This window comes from uncultured Sphingomonas sp. (assembly GCF_964244265.1).
GTDB lineage: Bacteria > Pseudomonadota > Alphaproteobacteria > Sphingomonadales > Sphingomonadaceae > Sphingomonas.
Genome location: NZ_CAXTHV010000001.1, coordinates 1 through 20698 on the forward strand (window position 1 = coordinate 1; position 20698 = coordinate 20698).

The 20698-nt window shown below is 68.4% G+C and carries 27 protein-coding genes and 1 tRNA gene; 10 read left to right on the forward strand and 18 right to left on the reverse strand.

The window, feature by feature from the left end:
- Positions 1-209 precede the first annotated feature (209 nt).
- Entirely contained in the window at positions 210-491 is a 282-nt protein-coding gene (locus ACFE7K_RS00005) for an SWIB/MDM2 domain-containing protein (RefSeq protein ID WP_375396099.1), read from the forward strand.
- Between the two features lie 227 nt (positions 492-718).
- Here ACFE7K_RS00005 and ACFE7K_RS00010 read toward each other — a convergent pair whose 3' ends face one another.
- Together ACFE7K_RS00010 and ACFE7K_RS00015 are read right to left on the reverse strand one after the other, a co-directional pair.
- Positions 719-1990, reverse strand: coding sequence for a sensor histidine kinase (locus ACFE7K_RS00010; RefSeq protein WP_375396100.1), 1272 nt, complete (start codon positions 1988-1990; stop codon positions 719-721).
- A 95-nt stretch (positions 1991-2085) separates the two neighbouring features.
- A complete protein-coding gene (locus tag ACFE7K_RS00015) occupies positions 2086-2751 on the reverse strand; it encodes a response regulator (protein WP_375396101.1) in 666 nt (221 codons plus the stop codon).
- A 122-nt stretch (positions 2752-2873) separates the two neighbouring features.
- Here ACFE7K_RS00015 and ACFE7K_RS00020 point away from each other — a divergent pair, with 122 nt between their 5' ends.
- Complete coding sequence (locus ACFE7K_RS00020; protein ID WP_375396102.1) at positions 2874-3461, forward strand: hypothetical protein; 588 nt, start codon at positions 2874-2876, stop codon at positions 3459-3461.
- A gap of 89 nt (positions 3462-3550) precedes the next feature.
- On the opposite strand, the gene ACFE7K_RS00025 is transcribed toward ACFE7K_RS00020, so the two are convergent.
- The 5 genes from ACFE7K_RS00025 to ACFE7K_RS00045 all read right to left on the reverse strand — a co-directional run bounded on the left by ACFE7K_RS00025 (position 3551) and on the right by ACFE7K_RS00045 (position 5946).
- Positions 3551-3627, reverse strand: a tRNA-Arg gene (locus tag ACFE7K_RS00025).
- Between the two features lie 55 nt (positions 3628-3682).
- Positions 3683-4111 (reverse strand): DUF1178 family protein, encoded by a 429-nt coding sequence (locus ACFE7K_RS00030; RefSeq protein WP_375396103.1) that lies wholly within the window; start codon positions 4109-4111, stop codon positions 3683-3685.
- Positions 4108-4929 carry a carbon-nitrogen hydrolase family protein gene (locus ACFE7K_RS00035; RefSeq protein WP_375396104.1) on the reverse strand — a complete coding sequence of 274 codons (822 nt, stop codon included), beginning with the start codon at positions 4927-4929 and terminating at the stop codon, positions 4108-4110. The genes ACFE7K_RS00030 and ACFE7K_RS00035 overlap by 4 nt, the downstream gene beginning before the upstream one ends.
- Positions 4926-5183: a glutaredoxin 3 gene (grxC, locus tag ACFE7K_RS00040; protein WP_375396105.1), complete on the reverse strand. Its 258-nt coding sequence runs from the start codon at positions 5181-5183 to the stop codon at positions 4926-4928. Before grxC ends, ACFE7K_RS00035 begins: the two co-directional genes overlap by 4 nt.
- Positions 5184-5214: 31 nt before the next feature.
- The gene (locus ACFE7K_RS00045; protein ID WP_375396106.1) at positions 5215-5946 is read right to left on the reverse strand and encodes a double zinc ribbon domain-containing protein; all 732 of its coding nucleotides are present in this window, start codon (positions 5944-5946) and stop codon (positions 5215-5217) included.
- Between the two features lie 43 nt (positions 5947-5989).
- Here ACFE7K_RS00045 and ACFE7K_RS00050 point away from each other — a divergent pair, with 43 nt between their 5' ends.
- Positions 5990-6820: a methyltransferase domain-containing protein gene (locus ACFE7K_RS00050; protein ID WP_375396107.1), complete on the forward strand. Its 831-nt coding sequence runs from the start codon at positions 5990-5992 to the stop codon at positions 6818-6820.
- Here ACFE7K_RS00050 and ACFE7K_RS00055 read toward each other — a convergent pair.
- Entirely contained in the window at positions 6817-7251 is a 435-nt protein-coding gene (locus ACFE7K_RS00055; protein WP_375396108.1) for a (deoxy)nucleoside triphosphate pyrophosphohydrolase, read from the reverse strand. The genes ACFE7K_RS00050 and ACFE7K_RS00055 overlap by 4 nt on opposite strands.
- A 57-nt stretch (positions 7252-7308) precedes the next feature.
- On the opposite strand from ACFE7K_RS00055, the gene ACFE7K_RS00060 reads away from it, so the two are divergent.
- Together ACFE7K_RS00060 and ACFE7K_RS00065 are read left to right on the forward strand one after the other, a co-directional pair.
- Positions 7309-7485 carry a Flp family type IVb pilin gene (locus ACFE7K_RS00060; RefSeq protein ID WP_375396109.1) on the forward strand — a complete coding sequence of 59 codons (177 nt, stop codon included), beginning with the start codon at positions 7309-7311 and terminating at the stop codon, positions 7483-7485.
- 122 nt (positions 7486-7607) lie between these two features.
- The gene (locus ACFE7K_RS00065; RefSeq protein WP_375396110.1) at positions 7608-7775 is read left to right on the forward strand and encodes a Flp family type IVb pilin; all 168 of its coding nucleotides are present in this window, start codon (positions 7608-7610) and stop codon (positions 7773-7775) included.
- Positions 7776-7922: 147 nt separating this feature from the next.
- On the opposite strand, the gene ACFE7K_RS00070 is transcribed toward ACFE7K_RS00065, so the two are convergent.
- From ACFE7K_RS00070 to ACFE7K_RS00080, 3 genes are read right to left on the reverse strand one after another with little or no spacing between them, the layout of a single operon-like run.
- Positions 7923-8870: an acetyl-CoA carboxylase carboxyltransferase subunit alpha gene (locus ACFE7K_RS00070; RefSeq protein WP_375396111.1), complete on the reverse strand. Its 948-nt coding sequence runs from the start codon at positions 8868-8870 to the stop codon at positions 7923-7925.
- 10 nt (positions 8871-8880) lie between these two features.
- The gene (locus tag ACFE7K_RS00075; RefSeq protein WP_375396112.1) at positions 8881-9795 is read right to left on the reverse strand and encodes a tyrosine-type recombinase/integrase; all 915 of its coding nucleotides are present in this window, start codon (positions 9793-9795) and stop codon (positions 8881-8883) included.
- Entirely contained in the window at positions 9792-11219 is a 1428-nt protein-coding gene (locus ACFE7K_RS00080; RefSeq protein ID WP_375396113.1) for a hypothetical protein, read from the reverse strand. Before ACFE7K_RS00080 ends, ACFE7K_RS00075 begins: the two co-directional genes overlap by 4 nt.
- 19 nt (positions 11220-11238) lie before the next feature.
- On the opposite strand from ACFE7K_RS00080, the gene ACFE7K_RS00085 reads away from it, so the two are divergent.
- Complete coding sequence (locus ACFE7K_RS00085; protein WP_375396114.1) at positions 11239-11499, forward strand: hypothetical protein; 261 nt, start codon at positions 11239-11241, stop codon at positions 11497-11499.
- A gap of 108 nt (positions 11500-11607) precedes the next feature.
- Here the strand turns inward: ACFE7K_RS00085 and ACFE7K_RS00090 are convergent, their stop codons facing one another.
- Positions 11608-11745, reverse strand: a complete 138-nt coding sequence (locus ACFE7K_RS00090; protein ID WP_375396115.1) for a hypothetical protein — start codon at positions 11743-11745, stop codon at positions 11608-11610.
- Between the two features lie 79 nt (positions 11746-11824).
- Here ACFE7K_RS00090 and ACFE7K_RS00095 point away from each other — a divergent pair, with 79 nt between their 5' ends.
- Genes ACFE7K_RS00095 through ACFE7K_RS00105 form a run of 3 tightly spaced genes read left to right on the forward strand, consistent with a single transcriptional unit; the run spans position 11825 to position 13598 of the window.
- The gene (locus ACFE7K_RS00095) at positions 11825-12364 is read left to right on the forward strand and encodes a shikimate kinase (protein WP_375396116.1); all 540 of its coding nucleotides are present in this window, start codon (positions 11825-11827) and stop codon (positions 12362-12364) included.
- The gene (gene aroB / locus ACFE7K_RS00100) at positions 12361-13455 is read left to right on the forward strand and encodes a 3-dehydroquinate synthase (RefSeq protein ID WP_375396117.1); all 1095 of its coding nucleotides are present in this window, start codon (positions 12361-12363) and stop codon (positions 13453-13455) included. The genes ACFE7K_RS00095 and aroB overlap by 4 nt, the downstream gene beginning before the upstream one ends.
- A complete protein-coding gene (locus ACFE7K_RS00105) occupies positions 13455-13598 on the forward strand; it encodes a DUF2256 domain-containing protein (RefSeq protein WP_375396118.1) in 144 nt (47 codons plus the stop codon). The genes aroB and ACFE7K_RS00105 overlap by 1 nt, the downstream gene beginning before the upstream one ends.
- A gap of 272 nt (positions 13599-13870) precedes the next feature.
- On the opposite strand, the gene ACFE7K_RS00110 is transcribed toward ACFE7K_RS00105, so the two are convergent.
- From ACFE7K_RS00110 to ACFE7K_RS00135, 6 genes are all read right to left on the reverse strand, one after another.
- On the reverse strand, positions 13871-14206 hold the full coding sequence (locus tag ACFE7K_RS00110) for a DUF423 domain-containing protein (protein ID WP_375396119.1): 336 nt from the start codon (positions 14204-14206) through the stop codon (positions 13871-13873).
- The gene (locus tag ACFE7K_RS00115; RefSeq protein WP_375396120.1) at positions 14203-15996 is read right to left on the reverse strand and encodes a cation:proton antiporter; all 1794 of its coding nucleotides are present in this window, start codon (positions 15994-15996) and stop codon (positions 14203-14205) included. The genes ACFE7K_RS00110 and ACFE7K_RS00115 overlap by 4 nt, the downstream gene beginning before the upstream one ends.
- Positions 15996-16427: an iron-sulfur cluster assembly scaffold protein gene (locus ACFE7K_RS00120; protein ID WP_375396121.1), complete on the reverse strand. Its 432-nt coding sequence runs from the start codon at positions 16425-16427 to the stop codon at positions 15996-15998. Before ACFE7K_RS00120 ends, ACFE7K_RS00115 begins: the two co-directional genes overlap by 1 nt.
- 46 nt (positions 16428-16473) lie before the next feature.
- Complete coding sequence (locus tag ACFE7K_RS00125; protein ID WP_375396122.1) at positions 16474-17073, reverse strand: CvpA family protein; 600 nt, start codon at positions 17071-17073, stop codon at positions 16474-16476.
- A gap of 592 nt (positions 17074-17665) precedes the next feature.
- Positions 17666-19033 (reverse strand): DNA repair protein RadA, encoded by a 1368-nt coding sequence (gene radA / locus ACFE7K_RS00130; protein WP_375396123.1) that lies wholly within the window; start codon positions 19031-19033, stop codon positions 17666-17668.
- Positions 19034-19182: 149 nt separating this feature from the next.
- Positions 19183-19890 (reverse strand): glutathione S-transferase N-terminal domain-containing protein, encoded by a 708-nt coding sequence (locus ACFE7K_RS00135; RefSeq protein ID WP_375396124.1) that lies wholly within the window; start codon positions 19888-19890, stop codon positions 19183-19185.
- Positions 19891-19961: 71 nt separating this feature from the next.
- Here ACFE7K_RS00135 and ACFE7K_RS00140 point away from each other — a divergent pair, with 71 nt between their 5' ends.
- Complete coding sequence (locus tag ACFE7K_RS00140; RefSeq protein ID WP_375396125.1) at positions 19962-20675, forward strand: SDR family NAD(P)-dependent oxidoreductase; 714 nt, start codon at positions 19962-19964, stop codon at positions 20673-20675.
- Positions 20676-20698 lie beyond the last annotated feature (23 nt).

A 20698-nucleotide genomic window follows, 5' to 3' on the forward strand; every position in this document is an offset into this window, starting at 1 on the left:
CATAGCCCCTTCCTCTCAGGAGTTAGGGCCTCCGACAAACCCGGGGCGGTTCACACGGGTAGCGAGGTTGTCAGGGCCATGCCTAAGCCACGGCCAACAATTCAATGTCAGGAGTGACAAGGGCACAAAGGCAGCGCAAAAGAGCGCAGCGCTCAAGAAGGCGTGACAGCGAGTGCCGCGCACGACGGCACGCACAGGAAGGAAGTTTCATGGCCAAAGCACCCGCCACCAAATCATCAGCTCCCCGAACCGGTGGCATCCATGCCCCCGTCACGCCGTCAGCCGAACTTGGCGCCGTCGTCGGCACCAAGGCATTGCCGCGCAGCGAGGTGATCAGCAAGGTGTGGGACTATATCAAGTCACACAAGCTCCAGAATCCTGAGAACAAACGCGAAATCCTGGCCGACGACAAGCTGAAGAAGGTGTTCGGCAAGGACAAGGTCACGATGTTCGAAATGAACAAGTACATCGCCGCCCACGTCAAGGCGTGAACCTCGGCCGCGGGCGCCCGGCCAGGGCCGGCGTCCGCACCCCGGATCGAACTTGAAGCAGCACGAGGCGCCGAAATGTTGGTGCCTCACGCTGGAATACATTTAATGTACATGTGTCGCGCTTTATACTATCCTGGCGTTGCTCAAGAGCGCCGGTCGCGCCTCTCATAACCGCCACCGCCTCGAGCACACTCCTTCATGCGCCACTTGCCGTCAGCGAGCGTTGGCTAACCATTAGCCGGGAGGGTCAAACTAACACAAAGCCCCCCCATCAAAGGCGACGCAAACAGCGCCAACTTGCCGCCGCTCAATACGGCTAGTTCCTCGGCGATGGACAGTCCAAACCCGTGCCCGTCGCCGCGTTCATCCAGCCGGCGGCCCGGTACAAGCGCTTCACTGATTGCCGCCTCGGCAAGCCCTGGCCCATCATCGTCGATGGTAAGGACAATGGTCGCATCGACCTGCCGCGCCTCGACGCCGATCGCCGCTCGCGCGTGCCGCCAGGCATTATCAAGCAGGTTGCCCACCATTTCGTCGAGGTCCTGGGGATCGACCGCCACCGCAAGACCGGGCCCGATCCGGGTCGAGACGCTGACCGCACGCTCCGCGTGAATGCGTTCCAACGCATGGTTAAGGTCGGCGATTGCGGGCGCCAGCAAGGTTCGGGCTCGCTGCGCCCCACCTGGAGCCGCAGCCCGTGCCCGTCCGAGATGGTGACGAACCCGGCTGTCGATCTGCGCCACCATCCTCGCCAGGCTGCCGTCCGGATCGCGACCACTTTCCGCCAGCTTGACGCCGAGCGCAGCCAACGGGGTCTTCAGGCCATGCGCCAGGTTGGAGACGTGTCGCCGGGCATGCTCAAGCCCCGCCTCATTCTGGTCGATCAGCGCATTCAACTCGCTCGCGAGCGGAACCAGCTCGTCGGGTTGGGTAAGCGGGACGTGCCGGGCGCGGCCGGCACGGACGTCGGCAAGCGCGACGCGCAAGGTCCGCAATGGGCGTAGCCCGACCCGGAGCTGCAACAAGGTCGCGAGTGCCAGCGCGACACCCAATAGAGCAAGCGAACCGAGCAGGGGGATCATCGCTTCGCGAAGCGGCCTGAGCGCCACCCGGCGTGGGCCGGCGGCGGTCACCAGCACCGTGCCGCCCAGGGTGTGCACCGCGAACTGGCGGAAGTGGACAGGCTCGCCCGATGGCCCGCGACGGTCGCCGGGAAGCGGCCCGCCGTCGAAAGGTCCGCGAGCCCGCCCCAGCTCCAGACGTTGCAGCCTGACAGGCGGTTCGGAGAGCGTAAGTGGGTCTATGGTCCCGCGCATCCAATGTCGTCCGTTCGGACCATCGACCCGCCAGTTCCACCCTGAACCTGGGTCGTCGAATGCGGGAAGGTTGACGACGCGCGACTGATCCAGCGTGCCGTCCGCGCGAACCGCTTTTGCCAGGATGCCGATCTGGGCGTCGAGTTGCTGGTCAAGGCCGTGAATGACGAACCGTTCGAGCACATGACCGATCGAGAAGGCGGCGAACGCCAGCGCCGCGATCGTGGTCAGCGTGGCGATACCGAGAAGGCGGCCGAACAACGATCGCGGCAAGAGCCTCACGACGTCCCAGTCGTCAGCCGGTAGCCGCGGCTACGCACGGTTTCGATCATCTCGGGCCCGATCTTCCGACGTAGCCGCCCGATGATAACCTCAATCGAATTTGAATCAGGATCGGCGTCGCCCTCATAGACGCGCTCGATCAGCTCCGCACGCTCGATCACGACCTCCCGACGCAGGATCAGGGCCGACAACACCCGCCATTCCAATCCGGTTAGCTTCACCGGCAAGCCGTCCAGCTCGAAGGTGCCGAGCTGCGCATCGAAGGTCAGCGCCCCGCAAGCAATGCGCGTTGCGGCATGGCCGGCCGCTCGCCGGACCAGGGCGCGAAGCCGCATCACGACCTCCTCCATGCGGAACGGCTTGGTGAGATAGTCGTCGGCGCCGGCCTTGAACCCCGCCACCTTCTCGGACCAGCCATCGCGCGCGGTCAGGATCAGCACGGGGAGATCGCGCCCCGTCTCGCGCCACTCCCGCAACACCGACACGCCGTCGCGAACCGGCAACCCTAGGTCGAGCACGGCCGCATCGTAGCGCTCGGTTGAGCCGAGGTGCCCTCCATCCTCGCCATTGTCGGCCACATCGACGACAAAGTTCTCCGCTCGCAAGGCTCGTGCGATCCCCTCCGACAGAATGGCATCGTCTTCGACAAGCAATATCCGCAAACGCCTCATCCTCTCGGGCGTAATTATCGCCGACCTTTAAACTGAAACTGAACCGCCCGGTTCAGGGGAGCGGTGGCCGCGCCGGCTATGAGGGAGAGATTACACCAAAAAGGAGCCTTTCGATGCCTAACTCTGACAATCAAGACACTGACGATCGCCGCCCTGCCCGTGCCCGTTTCGGTCGACATGGCAAGCTCGGCCTCGCGGCTGCCGGCCTGCTCGCATTCGGCGCCGCCGCTGGCGCTGTCGTGGTCGCCGAAAGCAGGCCTTCCGTGTCGATGGCGCCGGCCACCCCAGTCGCCATCCGCTCGCTCTCATCGACGGGTATCGTGACCATCCGGGGCCGCGTCACCGAAATCTACGGTAACAAGTTCATCATGGCCGATTCATCCGGCAAGGCGCTGGTGGATCTCGGCCGCGAAGGCGATGGGCGCCAATTGGTCACCGCCGGCGAGCCGGTCACGGTGCAGGGCCGGTTCGACCGCGGCTTCATCCACGCCGCTTTCCTGGTTGGCCCCGACAACAAGGTCCTGGCGCTCGACGCGTTGGCCCGGCCGCCGCACGGCCGGCCAGGGTGCCCCGGCCCGGACGGCGCCCCCGGCGGCCCTCCGCCACCGACCGGTGCCGATCGGGGGCCCGACGCCCGATCGCCCAGGGCGACCAGCGTCGTTGCGCCGGCAGCGCCGGCCCCGGCACCCGTGCCCAACTAGAAGCATGCGGCACATGGGGAATCTCGCGCTTCCCAGGCTGGCGTATTCCACGAGGCTCACGCGCGGATCGCGGCGATGATCGGCATATTTGGTGCCCCCGGAGAGACTCGAACTCCCGACCTGCGGTTTAGGAAACCGTCGCTCTGTCCTGCTGAGCTACGGGGGCGCGCGTGCTGACTATAAGCTGGCCGGCGCGGGGTCAACGCGGCGGCATGTGACGGTCAATTGCATGCCTCGGGCGGAACCACCGGACACAGCAGCGGGGCGACGGGCACCCCGTCCTCGGCCAGCGCCCTGGCTTCGCCGATCGTCGCTTGGCCGTGGATCGGGCGCGATTCGACATCGCCGTCATGCATTTCGCGCGCGCGCCGGGCAAAGGCGGTGCCGACCCATTGCGAGCCTTCAAGCGCGCGGGCCTGTGCCGCCGCATGCGCGGCCAGCGCCGCCTTCATTGCCGCCGGCGTCCCCCAAGCCTGCCGGTTGCCCTTGGCCACGACGTTCGGTGCCATCGCCGCCTTTTCGATCGCCCCGTCATTGCAGATCGGACAGCTGACCAGTCCGCGCTCGCGCTGGTCGCGGTAATCGTCGCCCGATCCGAACCATGCCTCGAACACATGCCCTGACCCGCACTTGAGGTCGAACACGATCACGTCCGCACGACCGCGGGTATCGCACGACGATGGCGCAGCGCGGGAACGCGGGCGCGGACATCCTCCTGCCGCGCGGGATCGATCTCGGCAAAGCCCAACCCCGGCGCCTCACCCAGGTCGAGCAGGATGTCGCCCCACGGATCGATCACCAGCGAATGGCCATAGGTGGCGCGGCCATCCGCATGGACGCCGGTCTGCGCGGCGGCGACGACGAACGCCGCGCCTTCGATCGCGCGGGCGCGCAGCATGACATGCCAGTGGGCCGCGCCGGTCGGTCGGGTGAACGCCGCCGGCACCGCCAGGATCGTCGCGCCGGCATCGGTCAGCGCGCGATAAAGATCGGGGAAGCGCAGGTCGTAGCAGATCGAGGCGCCAAGCGCGCCGACGGGCGTGTCGACGACGACCGCGCCGTCGCCCGCGCGATAGCTGGTCGATTCGCGCCAGCTCTCGCCCGTCGGCAAGTCGACATCAAACAAATGGAGCTTGTCGTAACGTGCGCGGATCGCGCCCGACCCGTCGATCACGAAGCCGCGATTGGCGAGCTTGCCGCCCGCCGTGCGGATCATCAGCGATCCGACATGGACCCAGATACCGGCCTGTGCCGCCGCGCCGCGCACCGCGGCCAGCACCGCGTCCCCTTCCTCTTCCCGGGCATGGGCCGCCGCCCGATCGCGGTCCCGGTCCACCAGCCCGGACATTTCCGGCGTGAACAGCATCGCCGCGCCATCCGCCGTGGCCTCGTCGACGGCCGCCACCAGCGTGTCGGCATTCGCCGCGGGATCGATCCCGCCCGTCATCTGGAGAATGGCGATCCTCATGCCGCGAGCAGCGAATCGAGCTCCCCGCTGGCGTCGAGCGCCGCCAGATCGTCCGACCCGCCGATATGCCGGCCGTCAATGAATATCTGAGGCATGGTCATCCGGCCGCCCGATCGTTCCACCATCTCGGTCTTTTTCTTGCCGCCCATGGTCACGTCATAGTCGATCGGATCAGCCCCCTTGGACGTGAGCAGCTTCATCGCTCGCGCACAATAGGGGCACCATGCCTTGGTATAGATTTCGACCTTTGCCATCAGCCAGAGGTGGAGAGCGTGCACGGCCTTGTCAATCGGGGGTCTCTCCGATCACGCGAGCCCAGCACACGATGGTGACCCGGGCCGCGCCGGCGGCGAGCAGGACGCGGGTGCAGGCCTGCGCGGTGGCGCCGCTGGTATGGATGTCGTCGACCAGGACGACGTGACGGCGAGCCACGGCGTCCCCGTGCCGGGAATGAACCGCGAAGGCGCCGCGCACCGCCTTGCGACGCTGGCCGGGATTCATGCCCCGCAGCGGCGGCGTGCGGCGCCGGCGGGTCAGGACCAGCGGATTGCTGGCGATGCCGGTCGCGCTAGACAGTGCGTCGGCAATCAGCGCGGCCTGATTGAAACCGCGACTCCACAGCCGCCAGCGATGCAGCGGCACCGGCACGAGCAGGTCGGCGCCGGGCGGCAGGTGTCGCGCCATCAGTCGCGCCATGGTCTGGGCGAAAGCCAACCGGCCGCCATATTTCAGGCGCAGCGCGACCGTGCGGGCGACGGGACCATAGGCGACTGCGGCGCGTATGCCGGCATGGACCGGCGGATCCCGGAGGCAGGCGGCGCAGCGGGCGCCGGGACCGCGATCGACCGCAAAAGGCAGCGCGCAGCCCGCGCACCACGGCTCGCCGAGAAACTCGAGCGACTGCCAGCAATCGCCGCAGAACCGGTGATCGCCGCGTACCACCGATCCGCAGCCGGGACAGCGCGGCGGCAGGGCGATCACCGCCAGCTCCCGCGTTACCGATGCGAATCCCCTCATCGCGTCTTGTCGCCTACGCCTGACGGCGGCACAAGCGAGCGCGGTGGACACGCCCGATATCTTTGACCGCCGCGCGCGACGCACGCGGCGCGACCGCGCGGCGCGCGACTATCACCGTTTCGACTTCCTGCGCGGAGCGATGCTCGACGGCATTGCCGAACGCCTCGGCGCGGTGACGCGCGACTTCGGGGATGTCGCGGAACTCGGCTGCTTCGACGGCATCCTGCCGGTGCCGGCGGGCGGGCGCGTGTTGCGGATCGATGCCGGCGGCCGGTTCGCGGCGATGGCGGGGGGCATCCAGGCCGACGAGGACCGCCTGCCCGTCGCTGATGCCAGCGTCGACCTGGTCCTGTCGGCGGGCGTGCTCGACAGCGTCAACGACGTGCCGGGCGCGCTGGCGCTGATCCGCCGCGCGCTACGGCCCGACGGGCTGTTCCTTGGCGCATTCGTCGGGGGAGGGTCGCTGGCGACATTGCGTACCGCGCTCGCCGCCGCCGAACCCGGCCGCGCCGTGGCACGGACCCACCCGATGATCGATGTCCGCGCGGCGGGCGACCTGCTGCTCCGCGCCGGCTTTGCATTGCCCGTGGCCGACAGCGAGCCGCTGACGGTCCGCTATGGCGACCTGTTCGGGCTGTTCCGCGACTTGCGCGGCATGGCCGCGGGCAACGTCTTGGCCGACCGCGTGCCGCTGACCCGTGCCGCGATTATGGCCGTGGCAGCGGCTTTTGCCGACCGTGCCGATCCCGACGGCCGTATCGCCGAACGATTCGACCTGATCTTCATGACCGGCTGGGCCCCCGCCCCCGGCCAGCCGCAGCCCGCGCGACGCGGCAGCGCGACCGCCTCACTCGCTTCGGCGCTGCTCGGCTAATCCCGGTTCATGATCGAAAACGACTTTAGCGCGGCGACCAGCGGCCGGTCGGCCGGCGGCATCGCCAGCGTCGCCAGGTCGTCGATGGCGGCCCAGCGCAACTCGCTGGCCTCCAGCGCCTTCGGCACGCCGGTCCAGCGGGCACAGCGATACAAGAGCAGCAGCAGGTGGCGTTGGCCAATTGCCTGGCTGGCGAATGCCACGGGGGTTGCGTGTTCGATGACGATGCCGAGTTCCTCGACGAGCTCGCGGGCAAGCGCCGCCTCGGGAGTCTCGCCCGATTCGACCTTGCCGCCTGGAAATTCCCACATCCCCGCCATCGCCTTGCCGGGCGGGCGCCGCTGGACCAGTACATGGCCGTTCAGCCCGATCAGGGCGGCTGCCGCAACCAGTACGATCGCCCCGCCGGGATCGTCTTTGCCATTGGTCATTCGTTAACAGTCCCTGTCTAACTTCGTTATCGAATGCATGGGGGCGGGCGCGGGCGGATGATGATCGAGATATTCCACAGACTTAGGCGCAGTCGCAAGGCCGCGACGGCGGTCGAGTATGGCCTGATCCTCGCAGTCATCGTGATCACGATGCTCGCCTCGTTTCAGCTTGTCGCCAACACCACGGTCGGCATGTGGTCCAACGTCAACGACAAGGTTGCCGCCGCGCGGTGAACGGGTTGGTAACTACTCGTCATAGAACTTTTCTTAACCCGGCTCCGATACGAATCGATCCTGCTGATCCGGAACGTCCCGGTACAGCCGGGTGACTGAAGCTTAACCACTGGAGACCGCAGATGCAGACGATCCGCAAGATTTTCACCAACAAGAAGGGTGCCACCGCCATCGAGTACGGCCTGATCGCCGCGCTCATCGCCGTCGCCGCGATTGCCGCGATGCAGGGCCTGGGCAACCAGCTGAAGACGACCTTCACCAACGTGTCGTCGAACATGAAGGCTTCGTAAGCTCCTCTGAGCTTACTGCTGTAGAAAGGGGCGGCGAGACAGCGGTTTCGCCGCCCCTTTTGCGACAGGATCGTCTGAAAACCCCTTCACCACGTATCGTCGATCATGAAAGCCGGCTGATCGGCCGAGGAAGGAAGCGGGTGCGCCCTAGAACCGGCCCATAGCCAGGAACTTGTCGCGACGGTCGCGGCGTGTTTCATCGGGGCTGAGGCCGTTCATGCTGGCCAAAGCCGCGTCGATGGCATCGCCCAAGGCGCCGATCGCCTGGGCAGGGTCGCGGTGGGCGCCGCCTAATGGTTCGGGAATGATCGTGTCGATCACGCCCAGCCCTTTCAGATCCTGTGCGGTGATCTTCATCGCGTCGGCCGCGTCGGGCGCCCTGTCCGCAGTGCGCCAGAGGATCGACGCGGACCCCTCGGGCGAGATTACCGAATAGACGGCGTGCTCGAACATCAGCACGCGGTTGCCCGCCGCAAGCGCGATCGCCCCGCCCGATCCGCCCTCGCCCACCACGGCGGCAACCATCGGCACGCCCAGCTTCAGGCACGCCTCGGTCGATCGCGCGATCGCCTCGGCCTGGCCGCGCTCCTCGGCCTGGACACCGGGGAACGCGCCCGACGTGTCGACCAGCGTCACCACCGGCAGCGCGAAGCGGTCGGCCAGGTCCATCAGGCGGATCGCCTTGCGATACCCTTCGGGTCTGCCCATGCCGAAATTGTGGCGGAGGCGGCTGGCGGTATCATCGCCCTTCTCGTGACCGATGATCATCACGCGGCGCCCGCGAAAGGTCGCAAGACCGCCCAGGATCGCCTGATCGTCGCCGAATGCACGATCGCCCGCCAGGGGCATGAACGCCTCGCACAGCCCGGCGACATAATGGTTGAAATGCGGTCGTTCGGGATGGCGGGCGACCTGGGTCTTCTGCCATGGGGTCAGCCTTGCATAAGCGCTGCGCAGCAAGGCGTCCGATTTGGCCTGAAGGCGGGTGACTTCGGCGGTGATGTCGATCGCGCCGTCAGCGGCGGTGGCGCGCAGTTCGTCGATCCGGCCCTGAAGATCGGCGATAGGCTTTTCGAAATCGAGAAAGGTGGGCATCGCCGGGCGGTTAGGCGTCGCGTCCGAGCACGTCAACGAGCGGGTGGCGCGTGTTGACCAGCTCGACCAGCCGTTTGCTGTCGACATGCGTGTAGATTTCGGTGGTCGCGATATCGGCATGGCCGAGCATCGATTGCAGGGCGCGCAGGTCGGCGCCCCCCTCCAGCAAATGGCTGGCAAAGGCGTGGCGCAGGACGTGCGGGCTGATGCGGTCGGGCGGGATGCCGGCTTCGGCCGCCAATACCCTGACCAGCTGGTACAGCCGCACGCGCGACAGATGCCGCTTGCCGGAGGGAAACAGCCAGGCGTTGCCCAGGGCGACATGCATCCGCCACGCCGCCACGGCGGCCCGCGCCCGGTCGGATAAAGGCGCCAGCCGTTCGCGGCCGCCCTTGCCCTTCAGGATCAGATACGGCCGGTCGGGCTGGATCGCGTTGCGTGGCAGCGACACGAGCTCGGTCGCGCGCAAACCCGAGCCGTAGAGCAGCTCCACCAGCGCCGACAGGCGCAGGTCGCGCGGATCGCCCGGCAGCCGCGCCAGACGCGCCTCGATCGCTGTGAACAGCCGGTCGACATCGTGATGGGTAAGCACCTTCGGCAGCGGCCGGCGCGCACCCGGCCGGGGCAAGGCGCCCCCGGGATCATCCGGACGGTGCCCCTCCTCGGCCAGGAAAGCATAGAATCGCCGTAGCGCCGCCGCCTTGCGGGCCACCGTGGCACGCGACAGATCGGCCCATTGATCGCCCAGTCGGCGCAGCGCGGCACCATCCGCCATGGCGAGGCGCCCGCCCAGCGCGCTCGCGGCGAGGCGCAGGTCACTGCGATAGGCGGCGACGGTATTGGCCGCCGCACCCGATTGCGCGCTCATCATCTCCAGGAATCGCTCGATCAGCGCCGGGTCGTCGAGCGGCGCGGCCGGGCTCACGCGCGGGTGACCGCCTCGGCGGCGATCATCCGCGCCATGCCACCCAGCCCGACGACCCGGAGAGCGCGAACGATGTGGAACAATGCCTCGGGCGGTACGCCGCTCCAGTCGGGCGTCTGCATGCCGACGGCCGCGAGCACCAGAACCTCGCCGGGCCGGCGTTCGCGCGCCGCGGCATCGATCGCGCGCGTCCAGCTGTTGACGCCAGCCAGGTCGACGCCATAGCTGCGCGCCGCTGCTTCGGCGCCGTCGAGCTTGCCCAGGCCGGCGAGCCCGGCGAGGAACATCCGCGCCTTGCGCCCACCGGGATCGTCAAGCGCGCCGATGTCGCTTGCCGCCCACGGCCGCGCATCGTCCGGATCGGCCAGCGCGAGCAGCGCCCAACCTATGCTGCCGCGCGCCGCCTTGCCGGTCCAGCGGGTCGCGGTGCGGTCCATCCCCACGCTGACCATCGCGGCGACCAGGCGATTGACGTCGGTCACCGACGGGTCGGCAGGGATACGCGCGGCGGCCCGCGCGGTCAGGATCAGCCGGCCGTATCGCTCGGCCGGGACTTTCGGCTCCTCCCATAACTGGCGCAGCGCCTCCATCCGCGCGCCCACGGTCGGCCCGGTATAGGCGGCGCGCAGGTCGCGGGCGACCGCGCCGGGCGCGCTCGACTGGTCGGCATCGGCATCGACCGCGCCGTACAGGTCAACCAGCGCCAGATTGGACAGCACGCCCTGCGCCGCCGCGACCTCCGCCTGGCCGGCGCGGCCGGCGGGGTCGACCATCGGCGACAGGACCTGCCAATAGCGGACCTGGCGGCCCATATCGTCGAACAGGGTATCGGGTATCGTCTCACCGCTCGCGGTCGCCAGCCCGAAGCGCCAGATGCTGAGATGGTCGACCGACGCCCATTCGATGGTCGCCGCCTGGCGCCCGCCGGCACCCTGGCCCGCCAGCTTCTGCGCGAGCAGCAGGTCGACCCCGCCGGCAAATCCCGAATTGCCGGCGCGCTTGATGAGCTGGGCCGACGCCGCGCTCTCCCCGGACAGGCCGACGCAGATCGCCTTGATGAGCGTCCAGCCCCGCTCGTTCGAGGCCGCCATCGCCCCCGGCACCAATGGGCACAGCCCCGCCGGGTCGCCGCTGGCCAACGCCGCCTGCAAGGCGATCTGATAAAGCTTCGGCGTGTAATTGTCGGGATCGACCGACTGGACGACCGCCCGCGCGCCGATCGATTCACCCATCCGCACCAGCAGCCACGCGCGTTCCGCCGCAAAGTCGGCGCCGTTGACGTTGGCCGGCGTCGCCAGCGGCTGGACCAGCATCCGGCGCAGCGCGATCGACAGCCAGCGCGACGCGACCGGCGCCGCGGTCCGGCGCATCAGCTGCTCGATATAACGGCCGTCCGCCGTACCGAAGGCGTCGGGTTCAAGCATCGTTTCAGAGTGGGGAAAGATGCCGACGACCGCCAGCGAGCGGCGCGAGGCAGCGGGCAGTTCGTACCGCGCGGGCACGGATGCGCCGGGCGTGGGGCTGGCGCTCGGCGTCGGACCGGGCGGCGGCGTCGGCGCGTCGACGGGTAGCTGGCCATCGGGTGTCGGCGACGACGCGATCATACCGTCACGCGGCGCCACCGGCGTCGCCGGCGCGCGTGTCGGACTCTCGACCGGTCGGCGCGGAGGCGCCGGCACCGGCGGGCGCGCCGCCGGCGGCTGATCAAAGCCGGGCGGGAGAATCGATGTCGGCTTGTCCTGGCCGAGCGCGGGCAATCCCGCGCAGACCCCCGTGCCGATCAGCGCCGCGACCAGCGCGGCGAGACCGATCTCAGCCCTGGAGATTGGCAAGCGACACGACCTTTTCGACCCGGCTCAACGGCTTTTCATGGGCATGACGGGACAACAGGACCAGCCCGATTACCATCACCACCAGGATCACGACCAGCGAAACCGTCATGCGCGACATGCCAACAACCTTGTCAAACCGAACCACCTGGCGCGCGGTTTTGCCCGAGCGCCGGCTGCGCTGTATAGCCCCTGCGGCAATGTTGCAAAGCACCCCCTCTCCCGCGCCATGGACCGGCAAGCCGATCGTGCTGATCGGCCTGATGGGCGTGGGCAAGTCGACTGTCGGGCGACGGCTGGCGGAACGGCTGCACGTGCCGTTCGTCGACGCCGACATCGAGATCGAGGCGGCGGCGGGGATGCCGATCGCCGAGATCTTCGACCGCTTCGGCGAAGCCTATTTCCGCGACGGCGAGCGCCGGGTGATCGCCCGGCTGATCGACGACCAGCCGAAGGTCATTGCCACCGGCGGCGGCGCCTTCGTCAATGCCGAGACGCGCGCGCTGATCCTGGCGGAGGCGCTAACCATCTGGCTGGACGCGTCGATCGACGTCTTGACCGACCGCGTGCGCCGCCGCGACACGCGTCCGCTGCTGCGCGGCCGCGATCCGCATCAGGCGCTCGCCGAACTCGCCGCCGTCCGCAACCCGATCTATGCCGAGGCGCCGATCCACATCACCAGCCAGCATTCGCCGCACGATGCCGCGGTCACCGCCATCCTGAAGGCGATCGGCCGATGATCGAGATCGCCGTCGCGCTGGGCGCGCGCAGCTATCCGGTGCGGGTCGAGCGCGGCCTGCTGGCGCGTGTCGCGGAGCATCTGGCGCCGTTGTCGCGCGGACGGCCTATAGTGATCGTCAGCGATGCCAATGTCGCGGCGCATCTGGCCACCATCCAGGCGTCGCTTGCGGCGGGGGGCATTGCCGGCGAGGCGATCGTCCTGCCGCCGGGCGAGGGCAGCAAGAGCTGGGCGATGCTGGAGCGGCTGACCGACCGGCTGCTGGCGCTGGGGGTCGAGCGCGGCGACCATGTCGTGGCGCTGGGCGGCGGGGTGATCGGCGATCTGGTCGGGTTCGCCTGCGCGATCGTCAAGCGCGGCTGCGGTTTTGTCCAGGTGCCGACGACATTGCTCGCGCAGGTCGACAGCTCGGTCGGCGGCAAGACCGCGATCAACACGCTCGCGGGCAAGAACCTGGTCGGCGCGTTCCACCAGCCCGCGCTGGTGCTGATCGACCCGGACGTGCTCGACACGCTGCCGCCGCGACAGGTGCGCGCGGGCTATGCCGAAGTGGTCAAATACGGGCTGATCGACGACCCCGCCTTCTTCGCCTGGTGCGAGGCGAACGCCGCCGCCCTGCTCGCCGGCGACCCCGCGGCGCGCGACCATGCCATCGCGCATTCGGTCGCGGCCAAGGCGCGGATCGTCGCCGCCGACGAGCGGGAGACGACCGGCGCGCGCGCGCTGCTCAATCTGGGGCACACATTCGGCCATGCGCTGGAGGCGGAGGCGGATTTTTCCGACCGCCTGCTCCACGGCGAGGCGGTCGCGGCGGGGATGGCGCTGGCGTTCGGCTATTCCGCCGCGCACGGCCTGTGCACGCCCGACGAGGCCGGGCGGGTCGCGGCGCACCTCCGCTCGATCGGCCTGCCAGACGGCGTGGCGGCGGCGGGAATCGCCGCCACCGGCGCGACCCTGGTCGACCATATGCTCCACGACAAAAAGATGGACGCGGGCACCCTTCCCTTCCTCCTGGCCCGCGGGATCGGGCGGACGTTCCTCGACCGGTCGGTTAAGCTCGCGGACGTGCGAGCGTTCCTGGACGCGGCCTGATGCCGCAAGGGATCGCCAAGGCGAACCTGCCGACCAAGATCTGCCCGGTGTGCCGGCGGCCCTTCGTATGGCGCAAGAGATGGGCACGCGATTGGGAAAACGTGATATATTGCTCGCACCGGTGCCGGACCATCGGAATATAACGCCGACGGGAAGCCCCCGGGAGGCAAAGTTCACGAAAAGTCACACCCTACAGGCTATTGGTGACGCTGCGCGGAACAGCCGCTTCTCCGAATCAAGATTTCGTCTATGACGGATCGGCCGCCTGTAGGACAGAGCGATGTCCGCCGGATGTGAGCTTTCAGCAGGAGCAAACTCACCGTTCAACGGTGAAGCGGCGACAGCGATCCGGCAAGCCAGCTCAGATCTACGATCCGCAAAAGAGGTGGTCGGCGCTCTTCGGGTGGCGACCCATCTACCCCGCCCGCATCTCCGTCCAGGCCAGCCACAGCCACCCCGCGATCAGCAGCGCGCCGCCGATCGGCGTCACCGCGCCGAACCAGCGCGGGGCGCCCACCGCCATCAGGTACAAGGTCCCGCCGAAGATCGCCCCGCCGGCCACGAACAGCCACGCCGGCCCCCGTGCGTCCATCCTGAGCGCGACCAGCGCGGCGACGGCATGGACCAGCTGATAGTGCGCACCGGTCTTCAGCCATTCCGCCGCCTGGCCCTGAGCGCCGTGCGCACCGAACGCGCCCGCGCCGATCGCCAGCGCACCCGACAGCGCCGCCAGGATCACGATCCAGTTCATCCGCGTTGCTCCTGGGCGTCTTCGGCATCGTTGAGCGACACCTCATGACGCTCGTCCTGCGTGATGATGATATGCTGCGCCGCGCGGATATCGCCCGCCGCGACTTGCGCGCGAAGCCGTTCCTTATCCTTGCGGCGGTAGAGATCCTCGGTGCGGTCGATCTCCACATCGTCGACGCCGACGCTGCGCAGCGCCAGCCGCGCCATCTTCACCGCCGATTCGAGCACTTCGCGCACCACGCCGTCGACCGCGGTCTCCTTCAGCTTGATCACCGCGCGCCGGTCATAGGCGCGTACGAAGATCGAGGCCTGCGGGAATGCCTCATGCACGCCCTCGATCAAATCGGGCGAAAGCTGGTCGCCATCCATGCAGAACAGGATCAGCTCGGCCTCGCTCGCGCCTGCCTGGCGCAGCAGGTCCATCCGCGTACCGTCGCCATAATAGACCTTGGCGCCGAATTCGCGGGCGACGTCGATCATCTCGACATCGGTGTCGATCAGCGTGACCGGCACGCCCTGCGCGATCAGCATCTGCGCGACGGTCTGGCCGAACCGGCCATAGCCGACGATCAGCGCATTGGCGCCGTCGGCCTTGGGCCCGTCGCGGTGGGCCTGCTGGACCGGCTCGCGGCGGATACGCTGGGTGATCCTCATCAGGAACGGCGTGGTCGCCATCGACAGCGTGACGATCGCGCCGAACAGGCTGGCGGCCTGCGGCTCGATCAGGAATGCGTGCTGCGCCTGTGCGAACAGGACGAAGCCGAACTCGCCGCCCTGGCTGAGCAACAGCCCCAGCGCGAGCGCGGCGCGCCACTTCATCCGGAACGCCATGCCGATGCCGGTGACGATCGTCGCCTTGGTCGCGATCAGCGCGATCGCCATGCCGATGACGAACAACGGCCGCTCGGCAATGGCATGCAAATCGAGCATCATGCCGATCGCCAGGAAGAACAGCCCGAGCAGGATCGAACGGAACGGCTCGACATCGGCCTCCAGTTCGTGCCGGTACGGGCTGTCGGCCAGCATCACGCCGGCGATGAACGCGCCGAGTGCGGTCGACAGGCCCAGCGCCTCCATGAGGGCGGAGGCGGCGATGACCGTGAACAGCGCCGCGAACACGAACATCTCGCGCTCGCCCATGTTGCCGATGATGCCGAACAGCGGCCGCAGCAGGAACCGCCCCGCCAGCACCAGCCCGACGATCGCGCCGACGGTATAGAGGAACAGCAGCCAGCCGGGGGGCCCCTGCGCATCGGCCGGATTGCGCGACAGCACCGCGACCAGGGTGATGAGCGGGACGATCGACAGATCCTGGAACAGCAGGATCGAGAACGCCCGCTCGCCGAACGGGGTACGCATGCGCCCGGCCGATTGCAGCATCGGCAGCACCTGCGCGGTCGACGACAAGGCGAGCGGCAGGCCGAGCACTAGCGCCGCCGACCAGGAGAAATGCGCCGCCAGCCACACCACGCCTGTCACCGCCAGCCCGCAGGCGACGACCTGCATCGCGCCAAGCCCGAAAATCTCCTTCTTCAGCGCCCATAATCGCGTCGGGTTCAACTCCAGCCCGACGATGAACAGCAACAGCGTGATGCCGAGTTCGGCCACGCCGATTTTCGCTTCGGCATCGCCCACCAGGTGCAGCACATGCGGCCCGACCACGGCGCCCGCGACGAGATAGCCCAGCGTCGCGCCAAGCCCCAGCCGACGGAACAGGAGCACGAACACCAGCCCCGCGCCGAGCAGGATCACCCCATCGCGCAGCAGCGACCCGTCGCTGGCCCCCCCCATCAGCGGGGCGACGCCGCGGTCGCCGCGGCCGCCGCGGCGGCCTCGAACGCCAGCCGGATCGACGGATGCCGCGCGGTCGCCGCCAGCGCCGGCGCGAACAGATCCAGGCCGGGCCAGGCGGGCACCGGGCCCGCGCCCGCCAGCCACGCCGCCAGCGACTCGCGCACCTCGTCAAGCTCGCGGGGCGTCCGGCCGATCACATTGGCGGCGAGCAGCGAGGACGACGCCTGGCCCAGCGCGCAGGCGCGGACCAGCAGGCCCACCGCTCCGACGCGCCCGTCATCGTCGAGATCGACATCGACGGTCACCCGGCTGCCGCAGACCGGCGAACGCTTCTCGGCCGATCCCATCGGGTCGGAAAGCCGCTCGTGATGCGGGATCGACGTCGCCAGACGCAGGATCTGCTGGGTGTAGAGCGGCGCGGTCGTCATCCGGCCGATGTAGGGCGCGCCGACGCAAAGCGCGACCCCTGGCGGGTCAGCGCGTGTCTGCCGACGAATTGCGGCGCGCGGCATCGTCAGCAGTCGCGTCGGTCGCGACATCGTCGTCATTGCCGAGCATGTCGAATACCGGCCGGCCGCGCCGCCTTTTGTCGACGAAATCGGCGATGCTCGCGCTGGTCGCGTTGAGCAGCGGATAGGTCCGCGAACTCGTCAGCCAGGGTGGCCGCTGCGATGGCCCGGCATAGGCGGTGTCGAACACCAGCACGAGCAGCAGAAAGGCCAGGCTGGCAAGGATCAGCCCCTTGAGCGCGCCGAACCCCAGCCCCATCGCGCGGTCGAGCGGCCCGAGTATCGAATCGCGGGTGCGCGCGCCGATCGACTGCGCCAGCAGCCGCCCGCCGAACCAGGCGAGGCCGGCGATCAGCGCGAACGCCAGCACCGCCGCCCCGGTGGGCGTGCCGACCGACCCGGTCAGCGCATGGGTCAACGGGGTATGGGCGAATTTCAGCGCAAAGACGACCAGCACCCAGGCGAGCAGCGACAGCACCTCGGTAACGAACCCGCGCATCGCGCCGAACGCCGCGGTCGCCACGACAAGCAGCAGCACCAGGATATCGACGGCGGTCAGTCCCATGCCCCAATCCCACGCATTACACCGGAGCCAGCGCTAGCGGCGCGCCCCCATCGGGTCAACGCGGACGGGCCGGGACACGGCCGATCGATGGACCGACGCGCGGACTTTTTCGTCCCGCGCTGATCTCGCTTAGCCGCGCATGAAAGAATTCACGGTTGCTTTACAACGGCCGCTTTAGGTAGAGCGACGCGGGCTTCGGCCCGAGGGACTCGGGCCGGGGTTTCCCCCGACCCGAGCTTTGCGGGCTCGATTAACTCGAGCTCTCGATCTTCACTTGGTCTCGGGGGCTTGCTCTCGAGACCTTTTCTTTCGATCCGCCGGTGGACGGATCAGCCCGATAACCGCGCAAAGCGCGCGGACGCAGTCAGCGACGACCGCGATAAGCTCGTCATTCAATGTAAACACCCCCTTTCCATCAAGAGGTGACCGTTCCGCTGGGATAGGCAGGTCGACGAGTCGCTCAGTCGATCAAGTGCCCAGCTACCGAGCCTAGACACGAGTTCGGTGACAGAACAGCGAAATGATCGTTACAGTGCGGTGTCGCCTTGGCGACGTCACCATGACAATAATGCTGCCGAACGTCGCCAGTCGATTACCGCATCAATAAGTGATCGGTAAGACTGCCTAGTGTTTTGAAGCTGTCAATCGTCATCCCGCCCTCGCCGGCGGTCGCGACGGGTGCCAGCGCGCGCGCGAAGCCGAGCTTGGCGGCTTCCTTCAGGCGGAGCGCGGCATGCGCCACCGGCCGTACCTCGCCCGACAAGGCGATCTCGCCGAACACGATCGCATCCGCCGGCACGGCGCGTTCGGCCAGCGCGGAGACCAATGCCGACGCCACCGCCAGGTCGGCCGCGGGGTCCTGCACGCGATAGCCGCCGGCGATGTTGAGATAGACCTCGCAGGTCGAAAAGCTGAGGCCGCACCGCGCCTCGAGCACCGCCAGGATCATTGCCAGCCGCCCGCTGTCCCAGCCTACCACGGCGCGGCGCGGCGTCGCGCCCGACGCCAGGCGCACGACCAGCGCCTGGACCTCGACCAAAACCGGCCGCGTCCCCTCCAGCGCCGGGAACACGGTCGCCCCGGTCATGCCCTCGTCGCGATGCGTCAGGAACAGCGCCGACGGATTGGCGACCTCGCTCAGGCCGCTCGTCTCCATCGCGAACACGCCGATCTCGTCGGTGCCGCCAAAGCGGTTCTTGATCGCGCGCAGGATGCGATATTGGTGGCTGCGCTCGCCCTCGAAGCTCAGCACGGTGTCGACCATATGTTCGAGCACGCGCGGGCCCGCGATGCTGCCGTCCTTGGTGACATGGCCGACCAGCACCACCGCCGTCCCGCGCTCCTTGGCGAAACGGATCAGCTCCTGCGCCGAGGCGCGGACCTGGCTGACCGTGCCCGGCGCGCCCTCGATCAGATCCGAGTGCATCGTCTGGATTGAATCGATCACCAGCAACGCCGGCGGCGTGCCCTGCCCCAAGGTCGTCAGGATGTCGCGCGTCGAGGTCGCCGCCGCGAGCTGCACCGGGGCATTGCCCAGCCCCAGCCGCCGCGCGCGCAGCCGCACCTGGTCCGCGGCCTCTTCGCCCGAAACATAGGCGACGCTCGCCCCGGCCAGCGCCATCCGCGCCGCGGCCTGGAGCAACAGGGTCGACTTGCCGATCCCGGGGTCGCCCCCGATCAGCGTCGCCGATCCCTCGACGAACCCCCCGCCCAGCGCGCGGTCGAGCTCGGCAATGCCGGAGCCCATCCGTTCGGGCAGGGCGATCTCGGCATCCAGCCCGACCAGCTGAAACGTCCGCCCCCCGCCCTGCAGGTTGTGTTTGGCCTGAAACGGCGTGACGGTCGCGCCCGCTTCCTCGACCAGCGTATTCCACTCGCCACAGTCGGCGCACTGCCCCTGCCATCGCGTGGCGACGGAGCCGCAAGCCTGACAGACATAGCGCTTTTGTGGTTTTGCCATAGGCGAACCTGTAGCAGAAACGGAACGATAGAGGAACGTCGGTTCCCGAGGTAATCCTCGCCCCGGCGCCGGGCGGGGCGTCTCGATCGAGGCAACGTCATACGATGGATGCAGCGGCCCCGGCCGGCGCCGGGGCAACGTCTATCCGATCACGCCGGCCGCCCCGGCACCTTCAGCCCCCGCTGTACCGCCGGCCGCGCCAGGCCGCGGTCGAGCCAGGCGCCGACGTTGGTGAATTCGTCGAAGCCGACGACGTCGCGCGCTTCGTAGAAGGTGATCAGATTGTTGACCCAGCCCAATGTCGCAATGTCGGCGATCGTATATTCATCACCCGCAATCCACTCGCGGCCGTCCAGCTGGCCGTCGAGCACGCCGAGCAGGCGCACCGCCTCGTCGACATAGCGTTGCAGCGGGCGCTTGTCCTCATAGTCGCGGCCGGCGAACTTGTTGAAGAAGCCGAGCTGGCCGAACATCGGCCCCAGCCCGCCGACCTGCCAATAGACCCAGGCAAGGACATGCCACCGCCCGGCCGGGTCGGCGGGCAGGAACCTGCCGGTCTTCTCGGCGAGATATTCAAGGATCGCCCCCGATTCGAACAGGCCGAGCGGACGCCCGCCAGGACCGTCGGGATCGAGGATCGCGGGAATCTTGCCATTGGGGTTGAGCGACAGGAATTCGGGCGATTTCTGGTCGTCGGCGCCGAAATCGACCAAATGCGCCTCATAGGGCAGACCGGTTTCCTCGAGCATGATCGACACCTTGACGCCGTTGGGCGTGGGCAGGCCGTAATATTGCAGCTTGCCGGCGTCGGCGGGCGGCCATCTGGTCGTGATCGGGAAGTCGGCAAGGTCGGTCATCGTCGGCATCTCCTGTTACGGGTCTGCCCCCCAGATAGGCAAGCCGGCGCCCGGCCGCTATGGCATCCGGCATGGCGGTCAAGACAGCGGAACAGGCGGCCGTCATCATCGGAGCGAGCGGCGGGATCGGCGCGGCACTGGCGGCGGCGATCGAGGACGAGGGCGCTTATGCCGTCGTCCATCGCTTCGCGCGGTTGGTAAGCGGCGCGGGGCATCTCGACCTGGCGGACGAGGCGAGCATCGCGGCGGCGGCGCAGCGGGTCGGCGGTGGCCCGGCACCGACGCTGGTCGTCGTCGCCACCGGCCTGCTGCACGACGCCATGCATCGCCCCGAAAAAGCGCTGCGTGACCTCGACCCGGCCTGGCTTGCGCAAAGCTATGCGGTCAACGCGATCGGCCCGGCGATTGTCGCCAAGCATTTCCTGCCGCTGATGCCGCGCGATGCACGCGCGGTGTTCGCCGCCTTGTCGGCGCGGGTCGGCAGCATCGGCGACAACCGGCTGGGCGGCTGGCACGGCTATCCCGCCGCCAAGGCCGCGCTCAACCAGCTGATCCGCACGATCGCGATCGAGGATCGCCGCCGCAACGCGCGCGGCATCGTCGTCGGCCTGCACCCCGGTACGGTCGACACCGCGCTGTCAAAGCCGTTCCAGGCCAATGTCGCAGCGGGCCACCTGTTCGCGCCCGATCGTGCCGCAGTCCAGTTGCTCGACGTGATCGATGCGCTGAAGCCCGCCGACAGCGGCAAGGTGTTCGCGTGGGACGGTGCCGAGATCGTCCCGTGACGATATCATGGGCAAGCCGGCCC